Consider the following 21,095-nt stretch of genomic DNA (forward strand, 5'->3'; position numbering starts at 1 on the left):
GGCCGAGCGCGTCTCAGCGGTGCTGTTTTCTGAACCACAGCACGCAGGCGATATCCCGCAGGTCTTCGCCCAAGCCGTCGAGGGCCACCCGGGTGGTGCGGCGAATGCGCCGCAACCACTCCACCACCGCGCACAGGCTGGAGAAAAAGAACAGCAGCACGAACAGTTGCCGCAGGCCGAAGCCCTGGTCCAGCCCCTGGGCGCGGAAGTGGTTCCACAGCCAGAGGCCGCAGGCGGCGCTCAGCACCACCAGCAGCACGCTGGCGATATTGATCCACTGGCCAAGCATGGTGGTGCGCCGGGCGCGGCGGTATTCGCGCTCGATGCGCTCCAGGGTCACGGTGGGGATCTGTTCCCAATGCAGATCGCGCGGGCGGCAAGGCGCATCGTCCAGGCCCGACTGATCGACGAATATCGACTTTTCCATGTTCCCCGCTCCCATTGATGGCACCAGTGATGGCCCTGGCGACAGGGAGCCAATGTACCCGCAGGTGGGAGGCGAAGGCCGACACCTTCAGAAATGTTCAGATTCGCGCAGAATCACGCTTCGCGGGCGGTAGGCACTGACCAGTGCAGCCGCCCTGCCAGCCCCTCAGAAGGCTTTCCAGTCCCGCAGCCATTGCAGGCCGGCCGAGGTATCGCCCCGCGGCCGGTACTCGCAACCGACCCAGCCGTCGTAGCCCAGCTGGTCCATAAGCGCGAACAGATACGGATAGTGCAGCTCGCCCAGGTCCGGCTCGTGGCGATCCGGCACGCCGGCGATCTGGATATGGCCGATGCCGGCGAAGTCGCGGCGCAGCTTGGTCGCCAGGTCGCCCTCGACGATCTGGCAGTGGTAGCAGTCGAACTGCACCTTGAGGTTGCTCGCGCCGACTTCCTTGCAGATCGCCTGGGCCTGGTCCTGGCGGTTGAGGAAGAAGCCCGGCATGTCGCGGGTGTTGATCGGCTCCAGCAGCACCGTGACGCCGACCTTGGCCGCCTGGGCGGTGGCGTAGGCCAGGTTCTCCAGGTACACCGCGTGATGGCGTTCGCGCAGGCTTTCCGAGGGCAGCAGGCCGGCCATCACATGGATCCGCGAGTTGCCCAGCACCGCGGCGTACTCCAGGGCGCGGTCGAAACCGGCGCGGAATTCCGCCTCGCGCCCCGGCAGGGTCACAGTGCCCCGCTCGCCCGCCGCCCAGTCGCCGGGCGGCGCGTTGAACAGCGCCTGGACCAGGCCGTTGTCGCTCAGGCGCTGCTTGAGTTCCTCGGCGCTGTAGTCGTAGGGGAACAGGTATTCCACCGCTTCGAAACCGTCGGCCGCCGCGGCGGCGAAACGGTCGAGAAACCCGTGTTGCGGGTAGAGCATGCTTAGGTTGGCAGCAAAACGAGGCATGTTGGCTCCTAAAAACGGCTCAGACAAAAGGCCAGATCAGCAAGGTAATACAGAAACCCAGGGTACCGAGCAAGGTGGTGATCACGGTCCAGGTGCGCAGGCCGTCGGCCACGTTGAGCCCGGCGAGCTTGGTGAAGATCCAGTAGCCGGCGTCGTTGATATGCGACATCGCCAGCCCGCCACCGCCCATGGCCAGGCACAGCAGCGCCATGTGGTTGGGGGTCAGGTTCAGGGTGGCGATCAGCGGGCTGATGATCCCGGCAGTGGTCACCAGGGCCACGGTGGTCGAACCCTGCACCGCGCGCAGCAGCATGGTCAGCAAGAAGCCCAGGGCCAGCACCGGCAGGCCGGTGGTGCGCAGCAGGTCGGAGACCACCGCGCCGATCCCGGTGTCCACCAGCACCTTGCCGAACACCCCGCCGGCCCCGGCGATCAGGATCACCATGGCCACGCCCGGCAAGGCCGAGCCGATCACGTCCGACACCTGGCTACGGCTCCAGCCACGGCGCGAACCCAGCAGCCAGGCGCACAGCAAGGTATCGATCAGCAGCGCCACCAGCGGCGCGCCGAGCACGGTCATGACACCGCGCAAGGTCGATTCGGCCGGCAGCAGCGAAGTGGCCAGGGTGCCCAGCAGGATCAGCACGATCGGCAACAGGATCAGGCTGACGATCAGGCCGAAACCGGGCGCAGGCGCGGGCGGCAGCTTGGCGACTATGGCGCTGGTGGATTCTTCCAGGCCCATGTGGGACACCGCCACCGCGGCCTGTTGCGGGTCCTTGGCATTGCCGTTGGTCCAGGCCAGCAGGTCCTCGTTGGTCACGTGGGGGCCATAGACTTCGGCGCGGATGTCGTCGGTCATCGGGTAGAAGCGCCGGGTCATGCGCCCGGCCACGCGGTAGCCGACGTAACACAGGAAGGCGGTGATCGGCAGGCCGAACATCAGCACCCGGCCCAGGTCGGCGCCCAGCTGGCTGGCCGCGGCCACGGCGCCCGGATGGGGCGGCAGGAACGCATGCACGGTGAGCAGCGCCGCGCACATCGGCAAGGCGAACACCAGCAGCGGCTTGCGCGCCCGCCGGGCCACGCCATAGGCCAGCGGCATGAGGATGATCACCCCCACCTCGAAGAACACCGGCACGCCGATGATGAACCCGGCGATGGTCAGCGCCAGCGGCGTGCGGCGGTTGCCGAAACGCTCGATCAGCGACTTGGCCAGGGCCTCGGCGCCGCCGGACAGTTCGATGATCCGCCCGATCATCGCGCCCAAGGCAATGATGATCGCGATATGGCCGAGGGTCTTGCCCATGCCGCCTTCGATGGTCGCCACCAGGTCGGCCGGTTTCACCCCGGCCACCAGCGCCACCAGGATGCTCACCAGCATCAGCGCGACAAAGGGCTGGAACTTGTACTTGAGCACCAGGAACAGCAGCAGCGCGATGCCCGCGCCGGCCGTCAACATCAGGATAAGCGGGCTCATTGCGCGGCACCTCCCTCATAAGAGAAAGAAGCGCTGGTGAAACCAAAACAGCTGCAGTCAGGGAACGTCATGCGGGGATGTCCTGTTGTTATTGTTTTTTCAGGCAAGCCGGGGCCCTCGAGAGCCTGACGACGACTCCCGGGCGGTGCTTGCAATGTCGGTTTACAGTTTCGAGTTGCAGCGGCGCGCTACCTACCAGTGCGCGCCGAAGGTCTCGCGCAGCTCATCCAGGGCTGCCTGATCCAGCGGCGCGGGCTTGGGGTTGCTCATCAGCCAGAGTCGCGCGGTTTCTTCCAGTTCTTCCAGGGCGTAGCTGGCCTTGGCCACCGAGCTTTCCCAGACCACCGGCCCCAGGCGTTCGAGCATCACCCCGCGCACGCTGTTGGCCAGTTGCGCCACCTGCTCGGCGACCTTGGGCGAACCCGGGCGCTGGTAGCCGATCAGCGGAATGTGCCCGACCTTCATCACCTGGTACGGCGTCAGCGGCGGCAGGATGTCGTCCGGCCGCCATACACCAGCCAGGGTCAACGCCACCAGGTGGGTGGAATGGGTGTGCACCACGCCACCGACGCTCGGGTTGCGGTCATAGACCTGGCGATGCAGGGCCAGGGTCTTGGATGGCTTGTTGCCGGACACCCACTCCCCCGCCAGGTTGACCTTGGCGATGGCCGCCGGATCGAGGCGGCCGAGGCAGACGTCGGTCGGGGTGATCAGCCAGCCATCGTCGAGGCGCGCGCTGATATTGCCGGCGCTGCCCACGGTGTAGCCGCGCTGGTAGAGGCTGCGGCCGACGTCGCAGATCTCTTCGCGCAGGGCCTGTTCCTTGCTCGCCGCGGCGCTCATTGGCCACCTCCGGCCAGTTGCCTGAGGGCCTTGGCAAAGAAGTCGCGGCTGCCGAAGTTGCCGGACTTCAGGGCCAGCGCCAACGGCTCGGCGGCGTTGCTGAGGGTGGCCGGTACGCCCGGGTCGATCTGCGCGCCGATCTGCAACAGATTTACCCCGAGCGCCTTGACCACCGCACCGGAGGTTTCGCCACCGGCAATCACGAAGCGGTGCACGCCGTTCTGGCGCAGGCCCGCGGCGATCTCGCCCAAGGCGTTCTCCACCAGGGTGCCGGCGCGCTCGACGCCGAGTTGCTGTTGCACCGCCTTGACCTCGGCCGGGGTGCTGGTGGCGTAGATCAGTACGGTTTCGTCACTGTCGCGGGCAAAAGCCAGGGCCTGCTCCACCACCGGTTCGCCGGCGGCCAGGGCCATGGGGTCGATGCGCAGGGCCGGACGATCAGCCTCCAGCCAGGCCGCGACCTGGCCGATGGTAGCCACCGAGGCGCTGCCGGCCAGCACCACTTCGCCGCCTTCGACGGTCGGCAGCGACGCCGCATCGAAGTCGCGCAGTTTGCCGGCGCGGCGGAAGTTGCCCGGCAGGCCCAGGGCCAGGCCCGAGCCGCCGGTGAGCAGCGGCAGGTCGGCGCAGGCGCTGCCGAGGGTATAGAGGTCCTGGTCGGACAGCGCATCGGCGATGGCCATGCCGATCCCCTGCTGGCGCAGTTCGGCGATCTTCGCCCGCACCGCCTCGACGCCCCCGGCGATGCTGTCATAGCGCAGCAGGCCGACTTTCAGCTGGGTCTGGGCCTGCAGCACGCGCACCAGGTTGGCGTCGATCATCGGCGTCAGCGGGTGATGCTGCATGCCCGACTCGCTGAGCAACTGGTCCTGGACGAACAGGTGGCCACGAAAGATGGTCCGGCCGTTTTCCGGGAACGCCGGGCAAGCCAGGGTGAAATCGCTGTTCAGGGCCTTGAGCAAGGCCTCGCTGACCTGGCCGATATTGCCGGCGGCGGTGGAATCGAAGGTCGAGCAGTACTTGAAGAAGATCTGCTCGCAGCCCTGTTCGCGCAGCCAGTCCAGGGCCGCGAGGGACTCCTCGACTGCCTCGGCAGCCGGCGTGGTGCGCGACTTGAGGGCGATGACGATAGCGTCGGCATCCAGCCCGGCCGCCACTTCGCGGCTCGGGATGCCGATGCTTTGCACCGTGCGCATGCCGCCGCGCACCAGCATGTTGGCCAGGTCGGTGGCGCCGGTGAAATCGTCGGCGATGCAGCCCAGCAGCGGGCGTGCGGTGGAATCGGTCATGAAAGCTTCCTCAGACAGGCTCGGGCTTGGCGGTCGGCAGGTCGATGCCCGGGAAAATCTTGATCACCGCCGAGTCGTCCTCGCGGCCGAAACCGGCGCTGGAGGCCTGCATGAACATCTGATGCGCGGTGGCCGACAGCGGCAGGGGGAATTTGCTGGCGCGGGCGGTATCCAGCACCAGGCCCAGGTCCTTGACGAAGATGTCCACCGCCGACAGCGGTGTGTAGTCGGCCTTGAGGATGTGCGGCACACGGTTCTCGAACATCCAGGAGTTGCCGGCGCTGTGGGTGATCACTTCGTACAGGGCGTCGGCGTCCACCCCTTCGCGCAGGCCCAGGGCCATGGCTTCGGCGGACGCGGCGATGTGCACCCCGGCCAGCAGCTGGTTGATGATCTTGACCTTGGAACCCAGGCCGTGGGCGTCGCCCAGGCGATAGACCTTGCCCGCCATGCCGGCGAGGATCGCTTCGGCCTTGGCGTAGGCGGCCGCCGGGCCGGAGGTCATCATGGTCATCTCGCCGGCGGCGGCCTTGGCCGCGCCGCCGGAGATCGGCGCGTCGAGGTACAGCAGGCCCTGTTCGGCCAGGCGCTCGCCCAGCTCCACGGCGTAGGTCGGCGCCACGGTGGCGCAACCGATCACCAGGCTGCCGGCCCCCAAGGCCGACACCGCGCCCTCTCCACCAAACAGCACGGTTTCGGTCTGCTCGGCGTTGACCACCACCGTGATGATCACATCGCAGGCTTCGGCCATTCGCGCCGGCGACGCACAGGCCACCCCGCCTTCGCTGGCGAACTGTTGGGTGACCGCTTCACGCACGTCACAGGCATGCACATTGAAACCCGCGCGCAGCAGCGAGCGGGCAATGCCCAGGCCCATCGCGCCCAGGCCGACAACACCGACATTCTTGTTATTCATGGGGTACTCCAGGGAAGACAGCAGCCTGGTCCGCGCCGGCAAGGCGCGAGCGGCGGGCCGCGGGATAAATGGGAGCACGGGCGGCGGGGGCGACAGGGTCGCTTGGCAGGTGAATCGAGACCTTGTCGGACATCGAAGGGCCGTCCTGTGATTTGTTGTTATCAGGTTGTGGCCGATCATCTACCAATGAACAGATTATGTGAAGTATTTTTTCAACCTAACATTTATTAACATTGCCGAACACGGACGCCAGGCACCCCGCGACAGCCTTGCAGCCCGCGCAGAATCAAACAGACGAGCGGTAGCCCATTGCGACCAGCGCACTGATCTGCGTCAACCAGGCGTCTACACTCGAGACCGATGCTGTTAGGCGCAACATCAACGATCAGCGGTACCGCCCTTCATCGTCCACCGATTGACGGTGGGCGCCGGACAGCGCTGTATGGTCAATTCCGCAATGCTTGAACAAGGATATTCAACATGGCAAAGATCAATGTATTGGCTGGTGATTTTCTACAAGGGAATGGTGAGTATCGTCAGGGAGTCTTCAGGTTGGCCACAGCCACCAACCCCTCACCGGGGGTCGAGGTCAAAGCCTCCGCATTCAAACATCTGGAAATCGCGACACAGGACAGCATCACCAACAGGGACGCCATTGGCTACGGCATTGCCGGGGCCATGCTGCTGGGTCCGGTGGGTGCTCTGGCGGGCTACCTGATAGCCGGCAAGGAAACCGAGGTGACCTTCATCGCCACCTTCAAGGATGGCCGCAAACTGCTGGCGGCCACAGACAGCGAGACCTACCGGGATATTGAAAAACGACTGACGGCCTGACGCCCGTCGTCTGTCGTCCGCCCATGCCCGCAACTTCGGGCATGGGCTACTCCCCTGCCCTACACCGATTCCGCTTCGCCCGGCCCAGCCCGGCGTTGCTGGCGTTTGCCTTCCAGCCAGACCACCAGCCCCAGCAGGCTGCCGCCGGCGATCAGCAGGCTGACGAACCAGCCCAGGGTTTCCGCCAGCTGGGTGAAGAACAGCGTGTACAGCTGGATGATGAAGAAGGTCGCGCCATAACCCACCAGCATGGAAAAGCGCAGGCGAATGCCCAGCGCCAACAGGCCCAGGCTGAACGCCGCCCACAGCCCGTTGAACAACACCAGCTCGCCGGATTCGGCCAGGTGCCAGGGGCCGTCGATCAGGTCGTAGCTGCCGAACAGCGACAGCAGCCACAACGACATCTGCGCCATGAACAGCCCGGCGGAAATCCACACCTTGGCAAAGCCGCGATAACGGGCAAGCGTTGACGCCTCGCCCCACAGATGAACAAAACCGAACAGCGCCATGGCCAGGGCCGCGCCGAGGAAACGCAGCGGATAGTTCATGCCGAACCAGTAGGCGCCCCAACCCGACTCGTAACCGCTGCGCCCGCCGAACCAGACGAAGAACAGCACACTGCACAGGGTCAGCAGCAAGGCGTTGTTCAGCACATAACTGAGCACCAGCAACAGCAGCAGGTCCACCAGCAACAGCGCCGGCCAGTTGCCCGAGCCGTCGGAGTAGATCATGCCCAGCACCAGGCTCAGGCCGATCAGGGCAAAGCCGCCGAGCAACTCCAGGGTCGCGCCGAGCAGCTTCAACTGCTTGCCCAGCAGCCAGCGCCCGGCGGCAAACAGCCCGACCATCAATACGCCCAGGCCACCGGCCAGTTTCGGCAAGGTGAACGTCAGGTGTTCATGCAGCAGGATCAGCAGCCCAGCCGCCAGGCTGATGGCGCCGAAGGTCAGGAACCAGCGCCCCAGGGAACGCCAGTCCCAGCGGGTCAGCGGGTACAGCTCGGCGATCCGCGCGTGGGCCTGGGTGTCGATCAGGCCGTCGCGCAGCCATTGGTCCAGGGCGTTGTGCACCTGGCGATTACGGCGATCCGGGTTCATTGGCCAGCCTCCCCGGCGCGCAGCGCGGTGCGTTCGAACAACCAGCCCAGGAGCATGCCCACTGCGCCGGCCACGGCAAAGAACATCGCAGCGCTCAGCTGTTCCCAGGCGTACTCATAAAAGCGCGTGTACAGGTCGATGCCGAGGAACACCACGCCGAAACCGGTGAAGCTGGGGTGCTTGAAGCGCGCACCGAGCACCAGCTGGACGATGGCGCCGAGGGTGAACAACAGGGTCCAGGTCAGGGGCTGGCGGTAAGCTTCCTCCAGGCTGAGGAACCACAGCGAGCAGTTGAAGTACAGCAGCCCGAAGATCACATACAGCCGTCCGAAACCGCTGAACCGGCGCAAGGCATGATCCTCGGCGTGCTGGTGCCACAGCCCCAGGAGCGCCGTCAGCGCGGCGATCACGGCCATGGAGCGCGGGTCCTGGATGCCGAAATAGTACGTGCCGGAACCGCCATACCACTCCCACGAACCCAAGCCGTGGAAGACGCAGAGCAGGCCCAGCAGCAGCGGCCAGCGCAGGCGATAGCCATAGGCGGTGGCGATGCTCAGGGCGGCGGTGACCAGCAGCGCCAGCGGCAGGTTGCCGAACTCGCCGGTCTCGCTGTCGGAGCTGCCGAGCAACAGGCTGGCGCCCATCAGGATCAGACCGATGGTCAGGATCGCCACCCCGGTGACCGGCATGCGCCGCGCCGGGTCGCGGGCCAGGCGCGCGCCGATCAGCCACAGCCCGACCCCGGCGGCGAAAAACAGCACCGCCCCCACCAGCACCGACTCGGCCAGCAGGCCAATGCCGCCCAGCACCGCCATGCCGATCAGCAGCACCGCGCCGATACCCAGCCATTGCAAGACCGTGGACAGGCGGTGTTCGGGACGTTCATACAAGGCGCCGAGCCGCTGCTGCGCCTCGGCATCGATCAGGCCACGGTGGCGCCAGTCGGCGATTTCGTGGAGCAACATCTGCTGGGTGGTTTTTCTCATGGCGCTCTTGGTTCAAGGTGTGGACATCGGCCGCCAACCGGCCGTCGACTGTGCAGCATAGCCGAGCCTGTGCCTGGCAAGACGCCTCGCAACGCTAACGCGGCACGCCGCGCCGATGAAAAAGGCCGCCCCGAGGGCGGCCTTGTTTTCCGGCCAGCGGCCTCACCTCGCCCTGGGGCAAGGGTATGCCGAGCCAGGCGCGCGCCTGTCACCGCAAGGCACTACTCCGCTGTCGTCGGATCGATGATCGAGGTCACCCGCGATACCCGGTCCGCCGGAAAGCCGCCTTGCCGGGCATGCTCCCGGATGAGCTCCTCGCCTGGCGCGATATAGACGCAGTAGATTTTGTCGCCGGTGACGTAGCTGTGCAGCCACTGCACCTGCGGCCCCAGTTCATCGAGCACCTTGCAGGACTTTTGCGCGATTCCTTGCAGATCCTGCGCCGACAGCGCTCCAGCGCCCGGGAAATCGCGTTCAATCACAAATTTAGGCATGACAACCTCCAGTTCTGTCCCGCTCTTGCCGAAGCAACAGCTTCAGGCCGATCGCCAACGGCTATTGCTTGCCGATCACCGCCGCCAGCAACGGCGCGGCCTGTTCATCGGTCAGCGCCGGGTGCACGTCCATCCTGAGCAGGTCGCTCCACTCCAGCACCCATTTCTGCATCAGCGTGAGATCGTCGGTCTGTGCGATACCAAACCCCGTCATGCCACCGACGGCATGCCAGCGCCCCAGCATGCTCACCCCTGCGGGTGGCGCCCCACCCGTCTTGAGAAATCGCTCGATCGCACTGTTACGACGTTCGGGGCTGATTGACCAACTGACAATGAATAACATCTGCCACCTCCTGCGAAACGGGCGCCCGTTGTTCATTGCGTGCGCCAGGCAGGCACCGTGACCACGGCCACGCATCGGCATCGCCCCGCCTCTCGGCCGGCCCGAAACCATTGCCCCCTAGGGAAGGCATAGCAGCCTTGCGCGGTCGGCGCATGACCGCCGATCCTGTTTCCAGGACGCTCCCGCCCCAAGCGCGAACGAGCGAAGCCGCGGCCAATGAATGGCTATGCTTGATCTGTTGCTGGAAGCAATCCCGTCGCCCCGATAACGGCTGCGACGGGCCCACCCTTTCCGCCAACGCCCCCTAGCGCCGCGCGACACCGGCAAGGAGCGGTTCGAGATGCAACTGATCAGCGTGAACATCGACAAGCCGGAAGCCACCAACTTCATTTTCGGCCAGACCCACTTCATCAAGTCCATCGAGGACATCCACGAAGCCCTGGTCGGCGCCGTGCCGAACATCGCCTTTGGCCTGGCCTTTTGCGAAGCCTCCGGCCAATGCCTGGTGCGCTGGTCCGGCAGCGATCCGACGATGATCGCGCTGGCGCAAAAAAACGCCCAGGCGATCGCCGCCGGCCATAGTTTCATCGTGTTTCTCGGCGACGGTTTTTATCCGTTGAACGTGCTCAACACCCTGAAGATGGTGCCTGAGGTGTGCCGCATCTTCTGCGCGACCGCCAACCCGACCCAGGTGATTCTCGCGGAAACGGCGCAGGGCCGGGCGGTGCTGGGGGTGGTGGATGGCTTCTGCGCCAAGGGCCTGGAAGGCGACGACGACATCCTGTGGCGCAAGAACCTGCTGCGGCAGATCGGCTACAAGCAGTAAGCGCTGCGCCGACAGGCTACTCGGACGGCGTGGTCCGGCAACTCTTGCGCTGACGGATTTCCTGCTCCGAAGGACGCTCCTTGACGAACTCGAAGCGCGGCTCGCCCTCGCTGTAGGTGACCAGCCAGCCCCACTCCAGCTCGGACTCATCCTGGCCCGGTTTCGGCGGCGCGGCCCACCAGGGCTCTTTGCTGACGATCTGACGCATGTCCTCCTCCCATTGATTCGGCCTCATCAACTATAACGTTCAGGCCTTGAGGCACGCGGATTTCGGCTGATCGGTGAGCCTGTCGACAGGGCTGCTCCGACCGTCAGCGCGCCAGCGCCCATTCGGCCAGTGGCCGGTAACGGCCTTTATGCGACTCGAACAGGGCGAAGTGCCGGGCACTCAGGTGAAAGTCCGCAGGGGTCTGGGACTCGGGCACCGGCGCCCGATAGTCGCGCATCAAGGTCAAGTGCGGACGAAACTCCCGCGGCGAATCGACCAGCCCCAGTGGCAGCAGCGCTTCCTGCAAGGCATACACCAGCTGGCGCAACTCCAGCGGCGCCTGTGTCGGCGCCAGCAACAAGACCCCGGCCCGGCGCCAGACCTCCAGGCGGTCGAGCGGGACGTCCAGCGGCTCGCCACAGGTGCGCACGCTCGCCGCCGCGGCGCAGATCCGCGGAATCTGCGCCACCGCGACCGAGCCCAGGAACATCAGGGTCAAATGAAAGTTTTCCGCCGCCACCGGCCGGCCGCTCCTGAGGCCCAGCGCGCCGCGCCACTGGGCGATGGCCCGGCGTTGGGCGACGGTGCAGGGCAAGGCGAAGAACAGCCGCTTGAACGGCTCGCGGGACTCATCATTCATGCCCTGTCCTCCGGTTCGGTTCGGACGAAGTGCTGTCTGTCAGGCCGTTCCCCCACCGGCCCTCTGCGACTCGCCCACCGGGAATCTCAGGCCGGTTTAGCCCTTTCTTGAGTTCAGCATAAAGAAGGCAACAAGACGCCGCGCCTGTCGGCATTCGGTCATTTTTATCGGTTGTAATGCTCATTGACGTCCGCCCCCTTTCACAGGAAGAGCACGATGAGACTCGCGTCCTACAACGTTGAAAACCTGTTCAACCGCGCCAAGGCCATGAACCTGGAAGGCTGGGCCGAGGGCCGGCCTGTGCTGGAGCGTTTCGCCCGGCTCAACCAGTTGCTGGGCGAGCCCATCTACACGGACCAGGACAAGGCGCAGATGGTCAAGCTGCTGACCGAGCTGGGGCTGAGCAAGTCGGACCAGGGGCCCTTCGTGATCCTGCGGCAGAACCGCGGCAGCCTGGTCAAGCGGCCCAAGGCCGGCGGCCTGGAGATTGTCGCCAATGGGCGCACCGAGTGGGTCGGCTCGCTGGAGCTGATCGAGGCCCCGGTGGACCTGGAAGCCATGCGCAATACCGCGCGGGTGATGATCGACCTGCAAGCCGATGTGCTGGCGGTGGTCGAGGCGGAAAGCCGCCCGGCCCTGCGCGACTTCAATACGGAGATCATCGGCGCCCTGGGCGGCCCGCTGTTCCGGCATGTGATGCTGATCGACGGAAACGATACGCGAGGCATCGACGTCGGCCTGATGACCGCCGAGGGCTACCCCATCGGCCAGCTGCGCAGCCATGTCGACGACACCGCGGCCAACGGCGAGCTGATCTTTTCCCGCGATTGCGCGCAGTTCCAGATCCCGCTATCTGACGGCAAGCAGCTGATCGTGCTGGTCAATCACCTCAAGAGCAAAGGCTTCGGCAGTCTCGCGGCTTCGGCAAAAAAACGCCTGGCCCAGGCCGAACGGATCAAGCTCATCTACCAGGCGCTGGTGGCCCAAGGCGAGATCTATATCGCGGTGGTCGGCGACTTCAACGACACCCCGGACAGCGCGCCGCTGGAGCCCTTGCTCAAGGGCACCGACCTCAAGGATGCCTTCGTCCATCCGGCCTTCGATGACGGCGGTTACCCCGGCACCTTCGACACCTGCAAGGCGGCGAACAAGATCGACTACCTGCTGCTGTCTCCCGCGCTGTTCGCCACCGTCACCGCCGGCGGCGTATGGCGCAAGGGCATGTGGCCGGGCAGCAAACCCAAGCGCTGGGAGGTCTACCCGCAGTTGGACAAGAAGGAAAACGCCGGTTCGGATCACGCGGCGGTGTGGGTCGACCTGGACCTGTAAGCCGAACAGGCCCCGCTCCCGAGCGGGGCCTGAAACACGGCCTTGTCAGCCCTGGACGCTGGCGCTGGCGGCCTCGTGGATAAAGGCCGCGACCTCCGCCGCCCGCGAGGCCAGCGAGGCATGGGAGCTGGCCAGGGTCAGGGTCTTTTGGGGGTTGAGCCGAGCGGCCATCAGTTGCTGGTTGCGCGGGTGGATCATGCGGTCGTCGCTGGAGATCTGGTACCAGGACGGCTTGTTCTTCCAGGCCGGCGCGCTGATGGTGTCGCCGAAGGTGCTGGCCAGCGGCGCCTTCTGGGTCACCGCCATGACCAGCGCTTCGTCGGCGCCCAGGTCCTGGCAGAAGCTCTCATGGAAGGCCTGCGGCTTGAGCCACAGGTAGCCATCGCTGTCGGGCTCGAGGTTGGCCGCCGCCACGGGCAGGTGCTGCTGGGTGATCGAGCCCGGGCTTTCCCCGGCATCCGGGGCGAAGGCGGCGATATACACCAGCCCAACCACATTGGACTGGTCGCCCACTTCGGTAATCACCGCGCCGCCGTAGGAATGCCCCACCAGCAACACCGGGCCATCGACCTGGGCAATCATCTTGCGGGTGCGTTCGACGTCATCGGCCAGCGACGTCAAGGGTATTTCCACCGCGCGGATCGCGCTGTAGCCCTTGCGCGAAAGCTCGATGATCACCTTGCTCCAATGGGCCGCATCGCCCCAAAAACCATGCACCAACACAATCGTAGGCTGACCACTCATGACCTTGAATCCTCTGTCTGGATAAAGACCGCTCGCCGCTGGCGACGGTACTGCCGGGCCCTAGGCATTGCGGGGCAGGTCGCTCGTCAAGTGACAGGCAGGAGACGCCCTCCCCCGTGCTGGCTTATGCTCGGGCCCGCTCATTATCGAAGGGGACGGTGCCGACCGACCATGACCGAAAAGCCGAAGACTGTGCAGAGACACCTGACTCCAACCGCCTCGCCATCCGACCTCAGGCACCCGGCCGCCGATGTGTTTTTCGAAGTGTTCAGCCTGGCGCGGATGCGTGGCGAGCTGCTGGGCGAGACGCTACTGCAACCCGGCCAGCTGTTGCAGCAAGCGGCGGGCGGCGCCTGTTTCCATGTGATCCAGGACGCCGGCTGCCAGCTCAGGCTCAATGGCAATAACGAAACCACGTCCCTGGTCCCCGGGGACATCCTGTTCGTGCCCCACGGCCAGGCTCATCAACTGCAACGCGCTGCGGATGCCAGCCCGGGCCTGCCGGCGCGCATCACCAGCGGCGTCTTCCGGTTCGAGGGCGGGTGTGGCCAGGCCTTGATCCAGGGCTTGCCCGGGGTGCTGCAAGTCAGTTGCCAGGGCGAGGACCCGAGCGACCTGATCGGCTCCCGTGAATGGCTGTCGCTGACCGTGGCGGCGATGCAGAAGGAGGTGCGCAACCCTTCGATCGGCAGCACCATCATGCTGTCGCGGATCATCGACCTGATGTTTATCTGGGCCGTGCGCCATTGGCTGGCCCATGCCCCGCAAGGGATCAGCGGCTGGATCGCCGCCCTGCGCGACCCGCTGATCGGCCAGGCACTGGCGCTGTTGCACGCCGAGCCGGGCGCGGCGTGGAGCGTCGAGCGCCTGGCCGGCCTGGTCAACCAGTCGCGCTCCAACCTGGCGCAACGTTTCACCCACCTGGTGGGCCAATCGCCGATGCGCTACCTGATGCACTGGCGCATGCAACTGGCCGGTCAGCGCCTGCAGACCTCCAGCCTGCGCATTTCGCAGATCGCCGAACAGCTGGGTTATGAATCCGAGGCGGCCTTCAGCCGGGCCTTTCGCCGCGAGTTCGGGGTCGCTCCCAGCGAATACCGCTCACAGGCTTGAGCGGATTTGCTGCCTGCTGGATGCGGGATTCAGCCCCGCCCTTGCAACGCCTCGAACAACGCCGCCGAGGCGTTGTACAGCGGCACCCGGCCCTTGAGCAGGATCTGCGCGCTGCGCCGGTAGGCGGCCGCGTCGATGCGCATCGAACCGCCCTCCTCGCGCGCGGTGATCAAGGTGTCCAGCACCCCTGCCGGATTTTCGATCGACACCGGGTATTCCGCCGTGGTGGCGCTCAGCGACTTGGGCGTCTTGAGCAGTTCATGGGCCACGGTGCCTTGCGCCAGGCAGGCGGCGGCCAGGCAGCAACCACCGGAGACGGCCAATGAAGGATGGGCATTCTGCGGGGTGAAATAACGGGTGTTGATATCGCCCGCGCCCTGGGCCGGGCTGACGATGCAGATCTTCGGCAGGGTTTCGCTGCGTTGCAGCTCCTCGGCGCTCATCAGGGCGCCGCTGCGGTTGCGCAATTGCATGCGCAGGCCGCCCTGCACCATCAGGCTGATCAGCCGCGCCTTGAACTCGGCATCGGCATCCAGCTGCGCCGGGGTTTCCAGGCCGGTCTTGCCCAGGTCCGCGGCCTGGACGATGACCATCGGCACCGCCACATCGAGGCAGGTGGCGCGCACGCCGTCGAGCAGGTCGATGCGCTGCCCGGTGGGAAACAGCTGGCCGGTCTTGGCCCCCACCGGGTCGCTGAGAAACAGGTCGACCCCGGGGAATACGCCATTGACCCCAGGAATCCGCGTATCGCTCAGCAGGCGACCGTCGCGGAACGCCAGGCGCGCGAGCATGGTGGTCTGGGTATTGCTGTTGAAGATCTCGATCTGCGCGCTGTCCTCGTCCGGGCTCAGCCAGCCACGCTCCAGGGCATACAGGGGCAAGGCCGCCGACATGTTGCCGCAGTTGACGCTCCAGTCGATCGCGCTTTTACCCGCCGCCAGCTGCGCCAGGGTGCTGACCAGACGCGACTCGCCGGGCCGCCGCTCAGCGATGAACACCTTGTTGCTGGTGGGCCCGCCACGGCCCAGGCCGGTGATCTGGTTATTGCCCGGCAGGTCGCCGCTCAGCGGTACGCCCATCAAGTGCCGCAGCAACTCCTCGACCAGCGCCGGGTCCTCGGGCAGGGTTTCGCGAGCCAGGATCAGCCCGGTGGACGTACCACCGCGTGCATGCCAGACCGGGAACTCAAGGATACCGGCGCGGACTTCGGGAAGGTCCAGTTCAAAAGGCATGATCGGACTCGCAGTGATGGACGACAGGCAAGGATCATAAACCGCTGCCCGCGCGAGCGCAGCTTTCCAGGTTCAGGGCTGCGCGCGCGCCCTGGAAGGCAGCCCGGCAGATGAACGAACTTGAACTAGTATGGATTGCAAGGCCCGCGCCATCGAGCTGTCCCATGGCCGAGGCTGACCAAGGTGCTTCATAAGCGGTTGCGTGCGGGCTGAAGGCTTCCGGGAGGCGAATCATGCTCGATCAGATTGCGCTGGGCATGCTTATCTTCGCCGGAATAGTCCTGTTCTACGGAATCATCGTCCTGCACGACATTCCCTACGAAATTGCCGTCCATCGGAACCACCCCCACCAGGACGCCATTCACGCGGCAGGCTGGGTCAGCCTGTTCACGCTCCATGCCCTGTGGCCGTTCCTGTGGATCTGGGCCATGTTGTACCGCGAGGATCGGGGCTGGGGCTTTGCCACCGACAAGGCGCGGATGCAGGGCGAAAAGGCTCTGGCGCAAGAGCTGGCCGAGCTGCGGCAGCGGGTCGAGCGACTGGAAGGACAAGCCCAGGCCGGGTCCCGCCCGGAAGGGAAAATGTGACCCATGGACCTGTTACTGATCCTGACCTACACCGCCATCTGCGTGGCCATCTTCAAGATCTTCCGTATCCCGCTGAACAAATGGACGGTGCCCACCGCCGTGCTGGGCGGCGTGGTGTTGATCGGCGCGCTGATTTTCCTGATGAACTACAACCACCCCTATTCGGAAGTGGCGCGCTCCTACTTCGTCTCGGTGCCGGTGATTCCGGTCGTCACCGGCCGGGTGATCGAGGTGCCGGTCCAGGGCAACACGCCGCTGGAGCCAGGCGACGTGCTGTTTCGCATCGACCCCGAACCTTTCGAGAACCGGCTCAAGTCGCTCAAGGCCCAGCAACTGGCGGCGCGGGGCGACCTGTACCGGATCAACGAGTTGATCAAGCGCAACTTCGGCACCCGCCGCGAGCAGGAAGCCGCGATTGCCCGGGTCGACGACCTGCAGGCTCAGATCGACAACGCCCAGTTCGAGCTGGACAGCACCGTGGTCCGCGCCCCGAGCCGAGGCTTCGTCACCCATGTGTCGCTGCGCCCGGGGATGATGGCGAGCAAGCTGCCGCTGCGCCCGTCGATGGTGTTCATTCCCGACGAGGGCCATTATTTTTCCGCCTGGATGCGCCAGAACAGCCTGCTGCGCCTGGTCCCGGGGGACGAGGCGGAAGTGGCGTTCGACGGTATCCCCGGCAGGGTGTTCAAGGGCCGGGTCAAGAACGTCATCACGGTGATCGGCGAAGGACAGGTACAACCGTCCGGCACCCTGCTGAGCTACACCGGCTCCCCGCCGCCGGGGCGGGTGCCGGTGGTCATCGAAATCACCGACCCGGACTACCTGCCCTACGCCAAACTCATGCCCGGTGGCGCCTATGGCCAGGCGGCGCTCTACAGCCAGCACTTCCACCATGTGGCGATCATGCGCAAGATCCTCCTGCGCATGTCGGCCTGGATGAACTACATCTTTCCGTTCCATTGATGAGATGGGGTCGGGCTTGATGCTCGGCATGTTGCAAGGGTGCTTGATTTCAGCACCGGTTGAATCCACAGCCAAAAGGAGCCACTCGCATCAGGTCACTTTCGCACCTAAGCGAACGCTAACGTGGAGCAAACCGGAGCTGCGCGGCTTTATCGCACAGAGTTCGGTTGATCGTAGGGTTAGGAAGCATTATTAGCACTCAGGGCGCGAAATTGCTTTTGAATTTCCGACCACGAGTATTCCTCAGAAAGAAATGCCAGCAGCGGAACTGCTTGTTGCTTGACCTCTGGCCATAACGCTTGACCATTCTCGAATAGATCAAGAAGTTTCTTTTCGACCACCCATGCTCCAATCGTTGTCTTCTTTGCGGAGAGGAGGGAAAAGACGCCTTCAGTGTTGTGATGTCCGCCACCGCAGCCTTGAAGCGCCAAACGGCCACGGGAAAATACAAACCACTCTCCCGTGCTTCCAGATTCGAGGACATAGCCAGGGAGGTTGTAGGCAGAGCTTGGACTATCCTCAATGAGGAGGTGAACAATCGGGGCATCGACGTAAGACAGAATCATTTCTAGGTCGTATACGGCATCAAATGTCTTGAATCTGCGGGCTTTGGCGGTGACCTTCTCGTCCAGCTTTTCGGGAGCTGGTACTTCTTCGACCTCCGGCGGTCCTGGCTCGGGCTCGTTCTTTCCGAAGAAGAATGCATCAGCGCGGTTGCCGAGAACGTTTTTGAAAATATCCCAAAGAAATGAAGCGATCGGATCCATGGTGTGTCCTAACGTTTGGTTAAGGGGCCGGCGAGCTAAACGAACGACTTGAACCGTTTGTTAGGCCGCTGTTCGACTGCGGCATGGGGATGCATATTGCAGTTTTACACCTTTCGCTCAGCAGATTTCGAGTTATGTTCGTTGAATATTTTTTCAAGAGACATCTGAATTGATATTGGATGAAAAACATATGAGCTGTAGCTTGGTATTTTTCGTATTGATCGTTCAAATAGGCAGTGATCAATGTTGTTCGCGATAAACCATTGAAAAGTAACGGTGTGATCACGTAATGCAGCATCAGCCGAGAAATAATCACTGCGAAGACCGTCTAGCGCCCCAAAGTCAAGGTCGTTACGATGTATCTGCTCGAAGTTCAGTTCGTAGCTCCCGTCTCCTGGAAGAATAAGCCCTTTCCCCAAGAGATAAATCATATTGATTCGTAGTGCTGGCGGTATATCTCGCTGAAGCTCACGAATAACCTTTGGAAGCTTAGAAAGTTCGATGCTCGATGAGTAGGCAAATATCGAGTAGCAAATGCGCTCCTTTGGCTTTTTTTCTTCAGAATAAGGTAGCCCAGGGTACAAAACTTTTTTTAGGCTTACACAGTTAAGAATGGACTTCCTTAGCTCGGATATAGTTAGGCGCGATTTTACTTCTATAGAGCCAAGTATTGACTCTATTGGAAAATAAGAGACGCCCCCTCCACCAGCAAGGGCCCAGGCACTTTCTGTGTTTAGTAGTAAACAGTCCTGTTCGTGGCTAACAAGTGATGAGGTATTTAACCCAAACCCCTTGGAGATTCTAATGGAGGCAGGAATACTGGAGGATAATATTTCTATGAAATCAAGCTCCCTAGAGTCACCTCTGTGACGAGGATGCTTAATTAGCTCTTTTTGTTTGAATGCTGAGCTAAGCCCCTCGAGGGTTTCTCTGTTCCACTTGGGGAGGAAGGTAAAATTGCATTGTTGGGTCCCTAATTCGCTTCTAATTTTTTTACGGAACTGGTCATCATTCACAAGCTTTCTCCAGGGTCCAACTATAAATAGACGACACGAATGGCGTAATGCTTTTCGCCGATTGTGTCTGATAACGTTTCTTGCCCGTGTGTAACTCATTGTTCTACTCGAGTGTCGCACCAGGAACGCGACATGCGACCAGGAGGAAAAGCGACATTATCTGTGTGCACACTAGTAACGGATAAGCGACGTGTCTATGGTCTGCTTTTGGCCGTTTTCTGCCTGTAACGAAGGGCTGCCATCGACCCGGAGCGGCCATACGCTCACTCCCGACTGAGCAACAAATCCAGGCGTCCATGGCTGTGGTAGTTCATAAGATCCCGCATAGCCGATGAAAGCTTCTCTTCAGATGCTATTTGCCAAAATTTCTTTTCCCCAAGAATCGGCTCCATCCGCTGGATGAGTTTCTCAGCCACATTGTGTTGGCCTAAACGAAGCCAGTATCTGAGTAGGTGCTCGTTTTCCTGCCTGGACAACTGCGCCGCTTGAATCAGTACGAGTGTGTACTGGTAGTTCATGGGCCATAAACGTTTTAAAAAATCGACCCTCTCAGCCCTTGGGAGACTGAGCAGGCAGTTTCTCACCTGCTTATCCATCGGATGGGTGCCAGTGCGCGATGCTAGCTGCTCGAGCGTAAATTGATATTCGTCCATACGACACCGAGGACCAGATTCAAGGTGGCAGATTATGTTCAGACCTGACGAGTGCGCACAGATCTTTCACGTTCAGGCTGCTTTTAGCTGTGGATTCGTCCGGGAAATCAGGGGCGATTCATAGGGAGGTGGCGTCTGTTTCAATGAACGGGAACAGCAGCGCGGCTTTTGGCGGATGAAACGTCTTGGTTCGCCTGCTCGGCTTCTTCACGCAATTGCTTTTCCCTCGCTTCATCCCGAGCTTTACGAGCGGCTTCTTCTCGCTCCTGTGCCAGGCGCCGGCCCCTCTCTTCGAGCTCCTTCGCCTGTTGACGATTCTGCTCTCCGAGCTGACGCAGTCGTTCTCTCGCCTGACGCGCCTCCTCGTCGGCCCGTTGCTGAACTTCCTGGTTTCTTTGATCCATGTTTGAGTGCAGGAGGTGCTCAATGTCCTGAGCGGTGGCACCGAATGAAACAGGCACGATGCCCATCATCGTTGCCGCGATCAAAGAGCGGGTAAGCAGGCTAGCGATCCGATTTCTGGACATCCAGGCATTCCGAGTCAATTCGTGGTGCCTTGTTGGACGCAGCAATAGAGATAAGTTCCGCGATTCGATATTAAAAAGCCATCACCCTCTCATGCCACGCCGCCCCACCATGATCCGACGCCTAAGGTTGGCCATTTTGCACGACCGGCTCACGCCCGCCGCGCCAACAGCAACACCGAAGCCGCCCCCGACAACAGCACCGCGCAGCAACGGTTGAAGAGCTTCTTGCCCCGCGGCTCGGCGAACCAGCGGCGCATGTGCAGGCCCATGTAGGCGTAGGCGCTGATGGCGATCCATTCCAGGATCAGGAACAGCGCGCCCAGCACCAGGAACTGGGTGGACACCGGTGCTTGAGGGTCGACGAACTGCGGCAGGAAGGCGGTGAAGATGAGGATGGCTTTGGGGTTGCCAATGGCCACCAAAAACTCCTGCCGGGCCAAGGCCAGCAGGCCCAGTGGCGCGGTCTTGTTCTCGGCCTCGACCTGGGTATCCGCGGTCCACAGCTGGTACGCCAGGTACAGCAGGTAGCCAGCGCCGAGAATCTTGATCCCGTGGAACAGCAGTTCCGAGGCTTGCAGCACCACCGCCAGCCCGGCCGCGGCCAGGGCAATCATCACCGCGAAGGCGGCCAGCCGCCCTGCTCCCGCCAGGCAGGACGCGCGAAAGCCATAGGTGGTGGCATTGCGGATCGACAACAGATTGTTCGGCCCTGGCGCCATGTTCAGGGCGAAACAGGCCGGGAGGAAGAGCATCAGGGTGGCAAGGTTCATGGAGGCGTCCGTCGGCTGATGGCTTGAGTTCCACAGCAGCCGACCGGGCTGCCGCAGCCCTAC

The 21,095-nt window shown here is 63.3% G+C and carries 25 protein-coding genes; 6 read left to right on the forward strand and 19 right to left on the reverse strand.

What is annotated here, in order from left to right:
* Positions 1–13: 13 nt before the first annotated feature.
* The 6 genes from NRG23_RS05790 to ltnD all read right to left on the reverse strand — a co-directional run bounded on the left by NRG23_RS05790 (position 14) and on the right by ltnD (position 5,903).
* Complete coding sequence (locus NRG23_RS05790; RefSeq protein ID WP_257373962.1) at positions 14–427, reverse strand: hypothetical protein; 414 nt, start codon at positions 425–427, stop codon at positions 14–16.
* Positions 428–592: 165 nt separating this feature from the next.
* Positions 593–1,375 (reverse strand): 2-oxo-tetronate isomerase, encoded by a 783-nt coding sequence (otnI, locus tag NRG23_RS05795; RefSeq protein WP_081361784.1) that lies wholly within the window; start codon positions 1,373–1,375, stop codon positions 593–595.
* Positions 1,376–1,394: 19 nt separating this feature from the next.
* A complete protein-coding gene (locus NRG23_RS05800) occupies positions 1,395–2,855 on the reverse strand; it encodes an SLC13 family permease (RefSeq protein WP_028682193.1) in 1,461 nt (486 codons plus the stop codon).
* 192 nt (positions 2,856–3,047) lie between these two features.
* Complete coding sequence (locus tag NRG23_RS05805; RefSeq protein WP_124334663.1) at positions 3,048–3,698, reverse strand: aldolase; 651 nt, start codon at positions 3,696–3,698, stop codon at positions 3,048–3,050.
* A complete protein-coding gene (gene otnK, locus NRG23_RS05810; RefSeq protein WP_257373963.1) occupies positions 3,695–4,987 on the reverse strand; it encodes a 3-oxo-tetronate kinase in 1,293 nt (430 codons plus the stop codon). Before otnK ends, NRG23_RS05805 begins: the two co-directional genes overlap by 4 nt.
* Before the next feature lie 10 nt (positions 4,988–4,997).
* Complete coding sequence (ltnD, locus tag NRG23_RS05815) at positions 4,998–5,903, reverse strand: L-threonate dehydrogenase (RefSeq protein WP_009048630.1); 906 nt, start codon at positions 5,901–5,903, stop codon at positions 4,998–5,000.
* A gap of 480 nt (positions 5,904–6,383) precedes the next feature.
* Between ltnD and NRG23_RS05820 the strand changes: the two genes are divergently transcribed.
* Positions 6,384–6,737 (forward strand): hypothetical protein, encoded by a 354-nt coding sequence (locus NRG23_RS05820; RefSeq protein ID WP_009048629.1) that lies wholly within the window; start codon positions 6,384–6,386, stop codon positions 6,735–6,737.
* A 59-nt stretch (positions 6,738–6,796) separates the two neighbouring features.
* On the opposite strand, the gene NRG23_RS05825 is transcribed toward NRG23_RS05820, so the two are convergent.
* From NRG23_RS05825 to NRG23_RS05840, 4 genes are all read right to left on the reverse strand, one after another.
* Complete coding sequence (locus NRG23_RS05825; protein ID WP_038631964.1) at positions 6,797–7,834, reverse strand: DUF2157 domain-containing protein; 1,038 nt, start codon at positions 7,832–7,834, stop codon at positions 6,797–6,799.
* Positions 7,831–8,820, reverse strand: coding sequence for a DUF2157 domain-containing protein (locus tag NRG23_RS05830; RefSeq protein WP_016704578.1), 990 nt, complete (start codon positions 8,818–8,820; stop codon positions 7,831–7,833). Before NRG23_RS05830 ends, NRG23_RS05825 begins: the two co-directional genes overlap by 4 nt.
* Before the next feature lie 221 nt (positions 8,821–9,041).
* Positions 9,042–9,314, reverse strand: a complete 273-nt coding sequence (locus NRG23_RS05835) for a DUF4242 domain-containing protein (protein WP_009048626.1) — start codon at positions 9,312–9,314, stop codon at positions 9,042–9,044.
* A 61-nt stretch (positions 9,315–9,375) separates the two neighbouring features.
* Complete coding sequence (locus tag NRG23_RS05840) at positions 9,376–9,657, reverse strand: DUF3303 domain-containing protein (RefSeq protein WP_016704577.1); 282 nt, start codon at positions 9,655–9,657, stop codon at positions 9,376–9,378.
* A 340-nt stretch (positions 9,658–9,997) separates the two neighbouring features.
* Here NRG23_RS05840 and NRG23_RS05845 point away from each other — a divergent pair, with 340 nt between their 5' ends.
* Complete coding sequence (locus NRG23_RS05845) at positions 9,998–10,483, forward strand: adenosine-specific kinase (RefSeq protein ID WP_257373966.1); 486 nt, start codon at positions 9,998–10,000, stop codon at positions 10,481–10,483.
* Between the two features lie 16 nt (positions 10,484–10,499).
* Here the strand turns inward: NRG23_RS05845 and NRG23_RS05850 are convergent, their stop codons facing one another.
* A complete protein-coding gene (locus tag NRG23_RS05850; protein ID WP_009048622.1) occupies positions 10,500–10,691 on the reverse strand; it encodes a hypothetical protein in 192 nt (63 codons plus the stop codon).
* A gap of 103 nt (positions 10,692–10,794) precedes the next feature.
* Entirely contained in the window at positions 10,795–11,331 is a 537-nt protein-coding gene (gene thpR, locus NRG23_RS05855; protein WP_257373968.1) for an RNA 2',3'-cyclic phosphodiesterase, read from the reverse strand.
* 216 nt (positions 11,332–11,547) lie between these two features.
* Here thpR and NRG23_RS05860 point away from each other — a divergent pair, with 216 nt between their 5' ends.
* On the forward strand, positions 11,548–12,660 hold the full coding sequence (locus tag NRG23_RS05860; RefSeq protein ID WP_257373969.1) for an endonuclease/exonuclease/phosphatase family protein: 1,113 nt from the start codon (positions 11,548–11,550) through the stop codon (positions 12,658–12,660).
* A 45-nt stretch (positions 12,661–12,705) separates the two neighbouring features.
* Here NRG23_RS05860 and NRG23_RS05865 read toward each other — a convergent pair whose 3' ends face one another.
* Positions 12,706–13,404 carry an alpha/beta hydrolase gene (locus NRG23_RS05865; RefSeq protein ID WP_257373970.1) on the reverse strand — a complete coding sequence of 233 codons (699 nt, stop codon included), beginning with the start codon at positions 13,402–13,404 and terminating at the stop codon, positions 12,706–12,708.
* 171 nt (positions 13,405–13,575) lie between these two features.
* Here NRG23_RS05865 and NRG23_RS05870 point away from each other — a divergent pair, with 171 nt between their 5' ends.
* Complete coding sequence (locus tag NRG23_RS05870; protein ID WP_257373971.1) at positions 13,576–14,517, forward strand: AraC family transcriptional regulator; 942 nt, start codon at positions 13,576–13,578, stop codon at positions 14,515–14,517.
* A 29-nt stretch (positions 14,518–14,546) separates the two neighbouring features.
* Here the strand turns inward: NRG23_RS05870 and NRG23_RS05875 are convergent, their stop codons facing one another.
* Positions 14,547–15,749: a PrpF domain-containing protein gene (locus tag NRG23_RS05875; RefSeq protein WP_257373972.1), complete on the reverse strand. Its 1,203-nt coding sequence runs from the start codon at positions 15,747–15,749 to the stop codon at positions 14,547–14,549.
* Positions 15,750–15,982: 233 nt separating this feature from the next.
* Here NRG23_RS05875 and NRG23_RS05880 point away from each other — a divergent pair, with 233 nt between their 5' ends.
* Positions 15,983–16,336, forward strand: coding sequence for a DUF3302 domain-containing protein (locus NRG23_RS05880; RefSeq protein ID WP_016704572.1), 354 nt, complete (start codon positions 15,983–15,985; stop codon positions 16,334–16,336).
* A gap of 3 nt (positions 16,337–16,339) precedes the next feature.
* Positions 16,340–17,299, forward strand: a complete 960-nt coding sequence (locus tag NRG23_RS05885; protein ID WP_009048615.1) for an HlyD family secretion protein — start codon at positions 16,340–16,342, stop codon at positions 17,297–17,299.
* Positions 17,300–17,478: 179 nt separating this feature from the next.
* Here the strand turns inward: NRG23_RS05885 and NRG23_RS05890 are convergent, their stop codons facing one another.
* From NRG23_RS05890 to NRG23_RS05910, 5 genes are all read right to left on the reverse strand, one after another.
* The gene (locus NRG23_RS05890; protein ID WP_257373973.1) at positions 17,479–18,066 is read right to left on the reverse strand and encodes a hypothetical protein; all 588 of its coding nucleotides are present in this window, start codon (positions 18,064–18,066) and stop codon (positions 17,479–17,481) included.
* A gap of 104 nt (positions 18,067–18,170) precedes the next feature.
* A complete protein-coding gene (locus NRG23_RS05895; protein ID WP_257373974.1) occupies positions 18,171–19,082 on the reverse strand; it encodes a DUF6602 domain-containing protein in 912 nt (303 codons plus the stop codon).
* A 263-nt stretch (positions 19,083–19,345) separates the two neighbouring features.
* Positions 19,346–19,735 carry a hypothetical protein gene (locus NRG23_RS05900; protein WP_257373975.1) on the reverse strand — a complete coding sequence of 130 codons (390 nt, stop codon included), beginning with the start codon at positions 19,733–19,735 and terminating at the stop codon, positions 19,346–19,348.
* A 140-nt stretch (positions 19,736–19,875) separates the two neighbouring features.
* Entirely contained in the window at positions 19,876–20,262 is a 387-nt protein-coding gene (locus NRG23_RS05905) for a hypothetical protein (RefSeq protein ID WP_257373976.1), read from the reverse strand.
* Between the two features lie 149 nt (positions 20,263–20,411).
* Positions 20,412–21,032 (reverse strand): LysE family translocator, encoded by a 621-nt coding sequence (locus NRG23_RS05910; RefSeq protein ID WP_257373977.1) that lies wholly within the window; start codon positions 21,030–21,032, stop codon positions 20,412–20,414.
* Positions 21,033–21,095: the final 63 nt, after the last annotated feature.

Origin of the sequence: Pseudomonas sp. T8 (genome assembly GCF_024610635.1) — a bacterium.
Lineage (GTDB): Bacteria > Pseudomonadota > Gammaproteobacteria > Pseudomonadales > Pseudomonadaceae > Aquipseudomonas > Aquipseudomonas chlororaphis_I.

Excerpts from the sequence above, each read along its gene's own strand:
- NRG23_RS05790 (WP_257373962.1), bottom strand. The coding sequence starts at position 427 with ATGGAAAAGTCGATATTCGTCGATCAGTCGGGCCTGGACGATGCGCCT.
- otnI (WP_081361784.1), bottom strand. The coding sequence starts at position 1,375 with ATGCCTCGTTTTGCTGCCAACCTAAGCATGCTCTACCCGCAACACGGG.
- NRG23_RS05800 (WP_028682193.1), bottom strand. The coding sequence starts at position 2,855 with ATGAGCCCGCTTATCCTGATGTTGACGGCCGGCGCGGGCATCGCGCTG.
- NRG23_RS05805 (WP_124334663.1), bottom strand. The coding sequence starts at position 3,698 with ATGAGCGCCGCGGCGAGCAAGGAACAGGCCCTGCGCGAAGAGATCTGC.
- otnK (WP_257373963.1), bottom strand. The coding sequence starts at position 4,987 with ATGACCGATTCCACCGCACGCCCGCTGCTGGGCTGCATCGCCGACGAT.
- ltnD (WP_009048630.1), bottom strand. The coding sequence starts at position 5,903 with ATGAATAACAAGAATGTCGGTGTTGTCGGCCTGGGCGCGATGGGCCTG.
- NRG23_RS05820 (WP_009048629.1), top strand. The coding sequence starts at position 6,384 with ATGGCAAAGATCAATGTATTGGCTGGTGATTTTCTACAAGGGAATGGT.
- NRG23_RS05825 (WP_038631964.1), bottom strand. The coding sequence starts at position 7,834 with ATGAACCCGGATCGCCGTAATCGCCAGGTGCACAACGCCCTGGACCAA.
- NRG23_RS05830 (WP_016704578.1), bottom strand. The coding sequence starts at position 8,820 with ATGAGAAAAACCACCCAGCAGATGTTGCTCCACGAAATCGCCGACTGG.
- NRG23_RS05835 (WP_009048626.1), bottom strand. The coding sequence starts at position 9,314 with ATGCCTAAATTTGTGATTGAACGCGATTTCCCGGGCGCTGGAGCGCTG.
- NRG23_RS05840 (WP_016704577.1), bottom strand. The coding sequence starts at position 9,657 with ATGTTATTCATTGTCAGTTGGTCAATCAGCCCCGAACGTCGTAACAGT.
- NRG23_RS05845 (WP_257373966.1), top strand. The coding sequence starts at position 9,998 with ATGCAACTGATCAGCGTGAACATCGACAAGCCGGAAGCCACCAACTTC.
- NRG23_RS05850 (WP_009048622.1), bottom strand. The coding sequence starts at position 10,691 with ATGCGTCAGATCGTCAGCAAAGAGCCCTGGTGGGCCGCGCCGCCGAAA.
- thpR (WP_257373968.1), bottom strand. The coding sequence starts at position 11,331 with ATGAATGATGAGTCCCGCGAGCCGTTCAAGCGGCTGTTCTTCGCCTTG.
- NRG23_RS05860 (WP_257373969.1), top strand. The coding sequence starts at position 11,548 with ATGAGACTCGCGTCCTACAACGTTGAAAACCTGTTCAACCGCGCCAAG.
- NRG23_RS05865 (WP_257373970.1), bottom strand. The coding sequence starts at position 13,404 with ATGAGTGGTCAGCCTACGATTGTGTTGGTGCATGGTTTTTGGGGCGAT.
- NRG23_RS05870 (WP_257373971.1), top strand. The coding sequence starts at position 13,576 with ATGACCGAAAAGCCGAAGACTGTGCAGAGACACCTGACTCCAACCGCC.
- NRG23_RS05875 (WP_257373972.1), bottom strand. The coding sequence starts at position 15,749 with ATGCCTTTTGAACTGGACCTTCCCGAAGTCCGCGCCGGTATCCTTGAG.
- NRG23_RS05880 (WP_016704572.1), top strand. The coding sequence starts at position 15,983 with ATGCTCGATCAGATTGCGCTGGGCATGCTTATCTTCGCCGGAATAGTC.
- NRG23_RS05885 (WP_009048615.1), top strand. The coding sequence starts at position 16,340 with ATGGACCTGTTACTGATCCTGACCTACACCGCCATCTGCGTGGCCATC.
- NRG23_RS05890 (WP_257373973.1), bottom strand. The coding sequence starts at position 18,066 with ATGGATCCGATCGCTTCATTTCTTTGGGATATTTTCAAAAACGTTCTC.
- NRG23_RS05900 (WP_257373975.1), bottom strand. The coding sequence starts at position 19,735 with ATGGACGAATATCAATTTACGCTCGAGCAGCTAGCATCGCGCACTGGC.
- NRG23_RS05905 (WP_257373976.1), bottom strand. The coding sequence starts at position 20,262 with ATGTCCAGAAATCGGATCGCTAGCCTGCTTACCCGCTCTTTGATCGCG.
- NRG23_RS05910 (WP_257373977.1), bottom strand. The coding sequence starts at position 21,032 with ATGAACCTTGCCACCCTGATGCTCTTCCTCCCGGCCTGTTTCGCCCTG.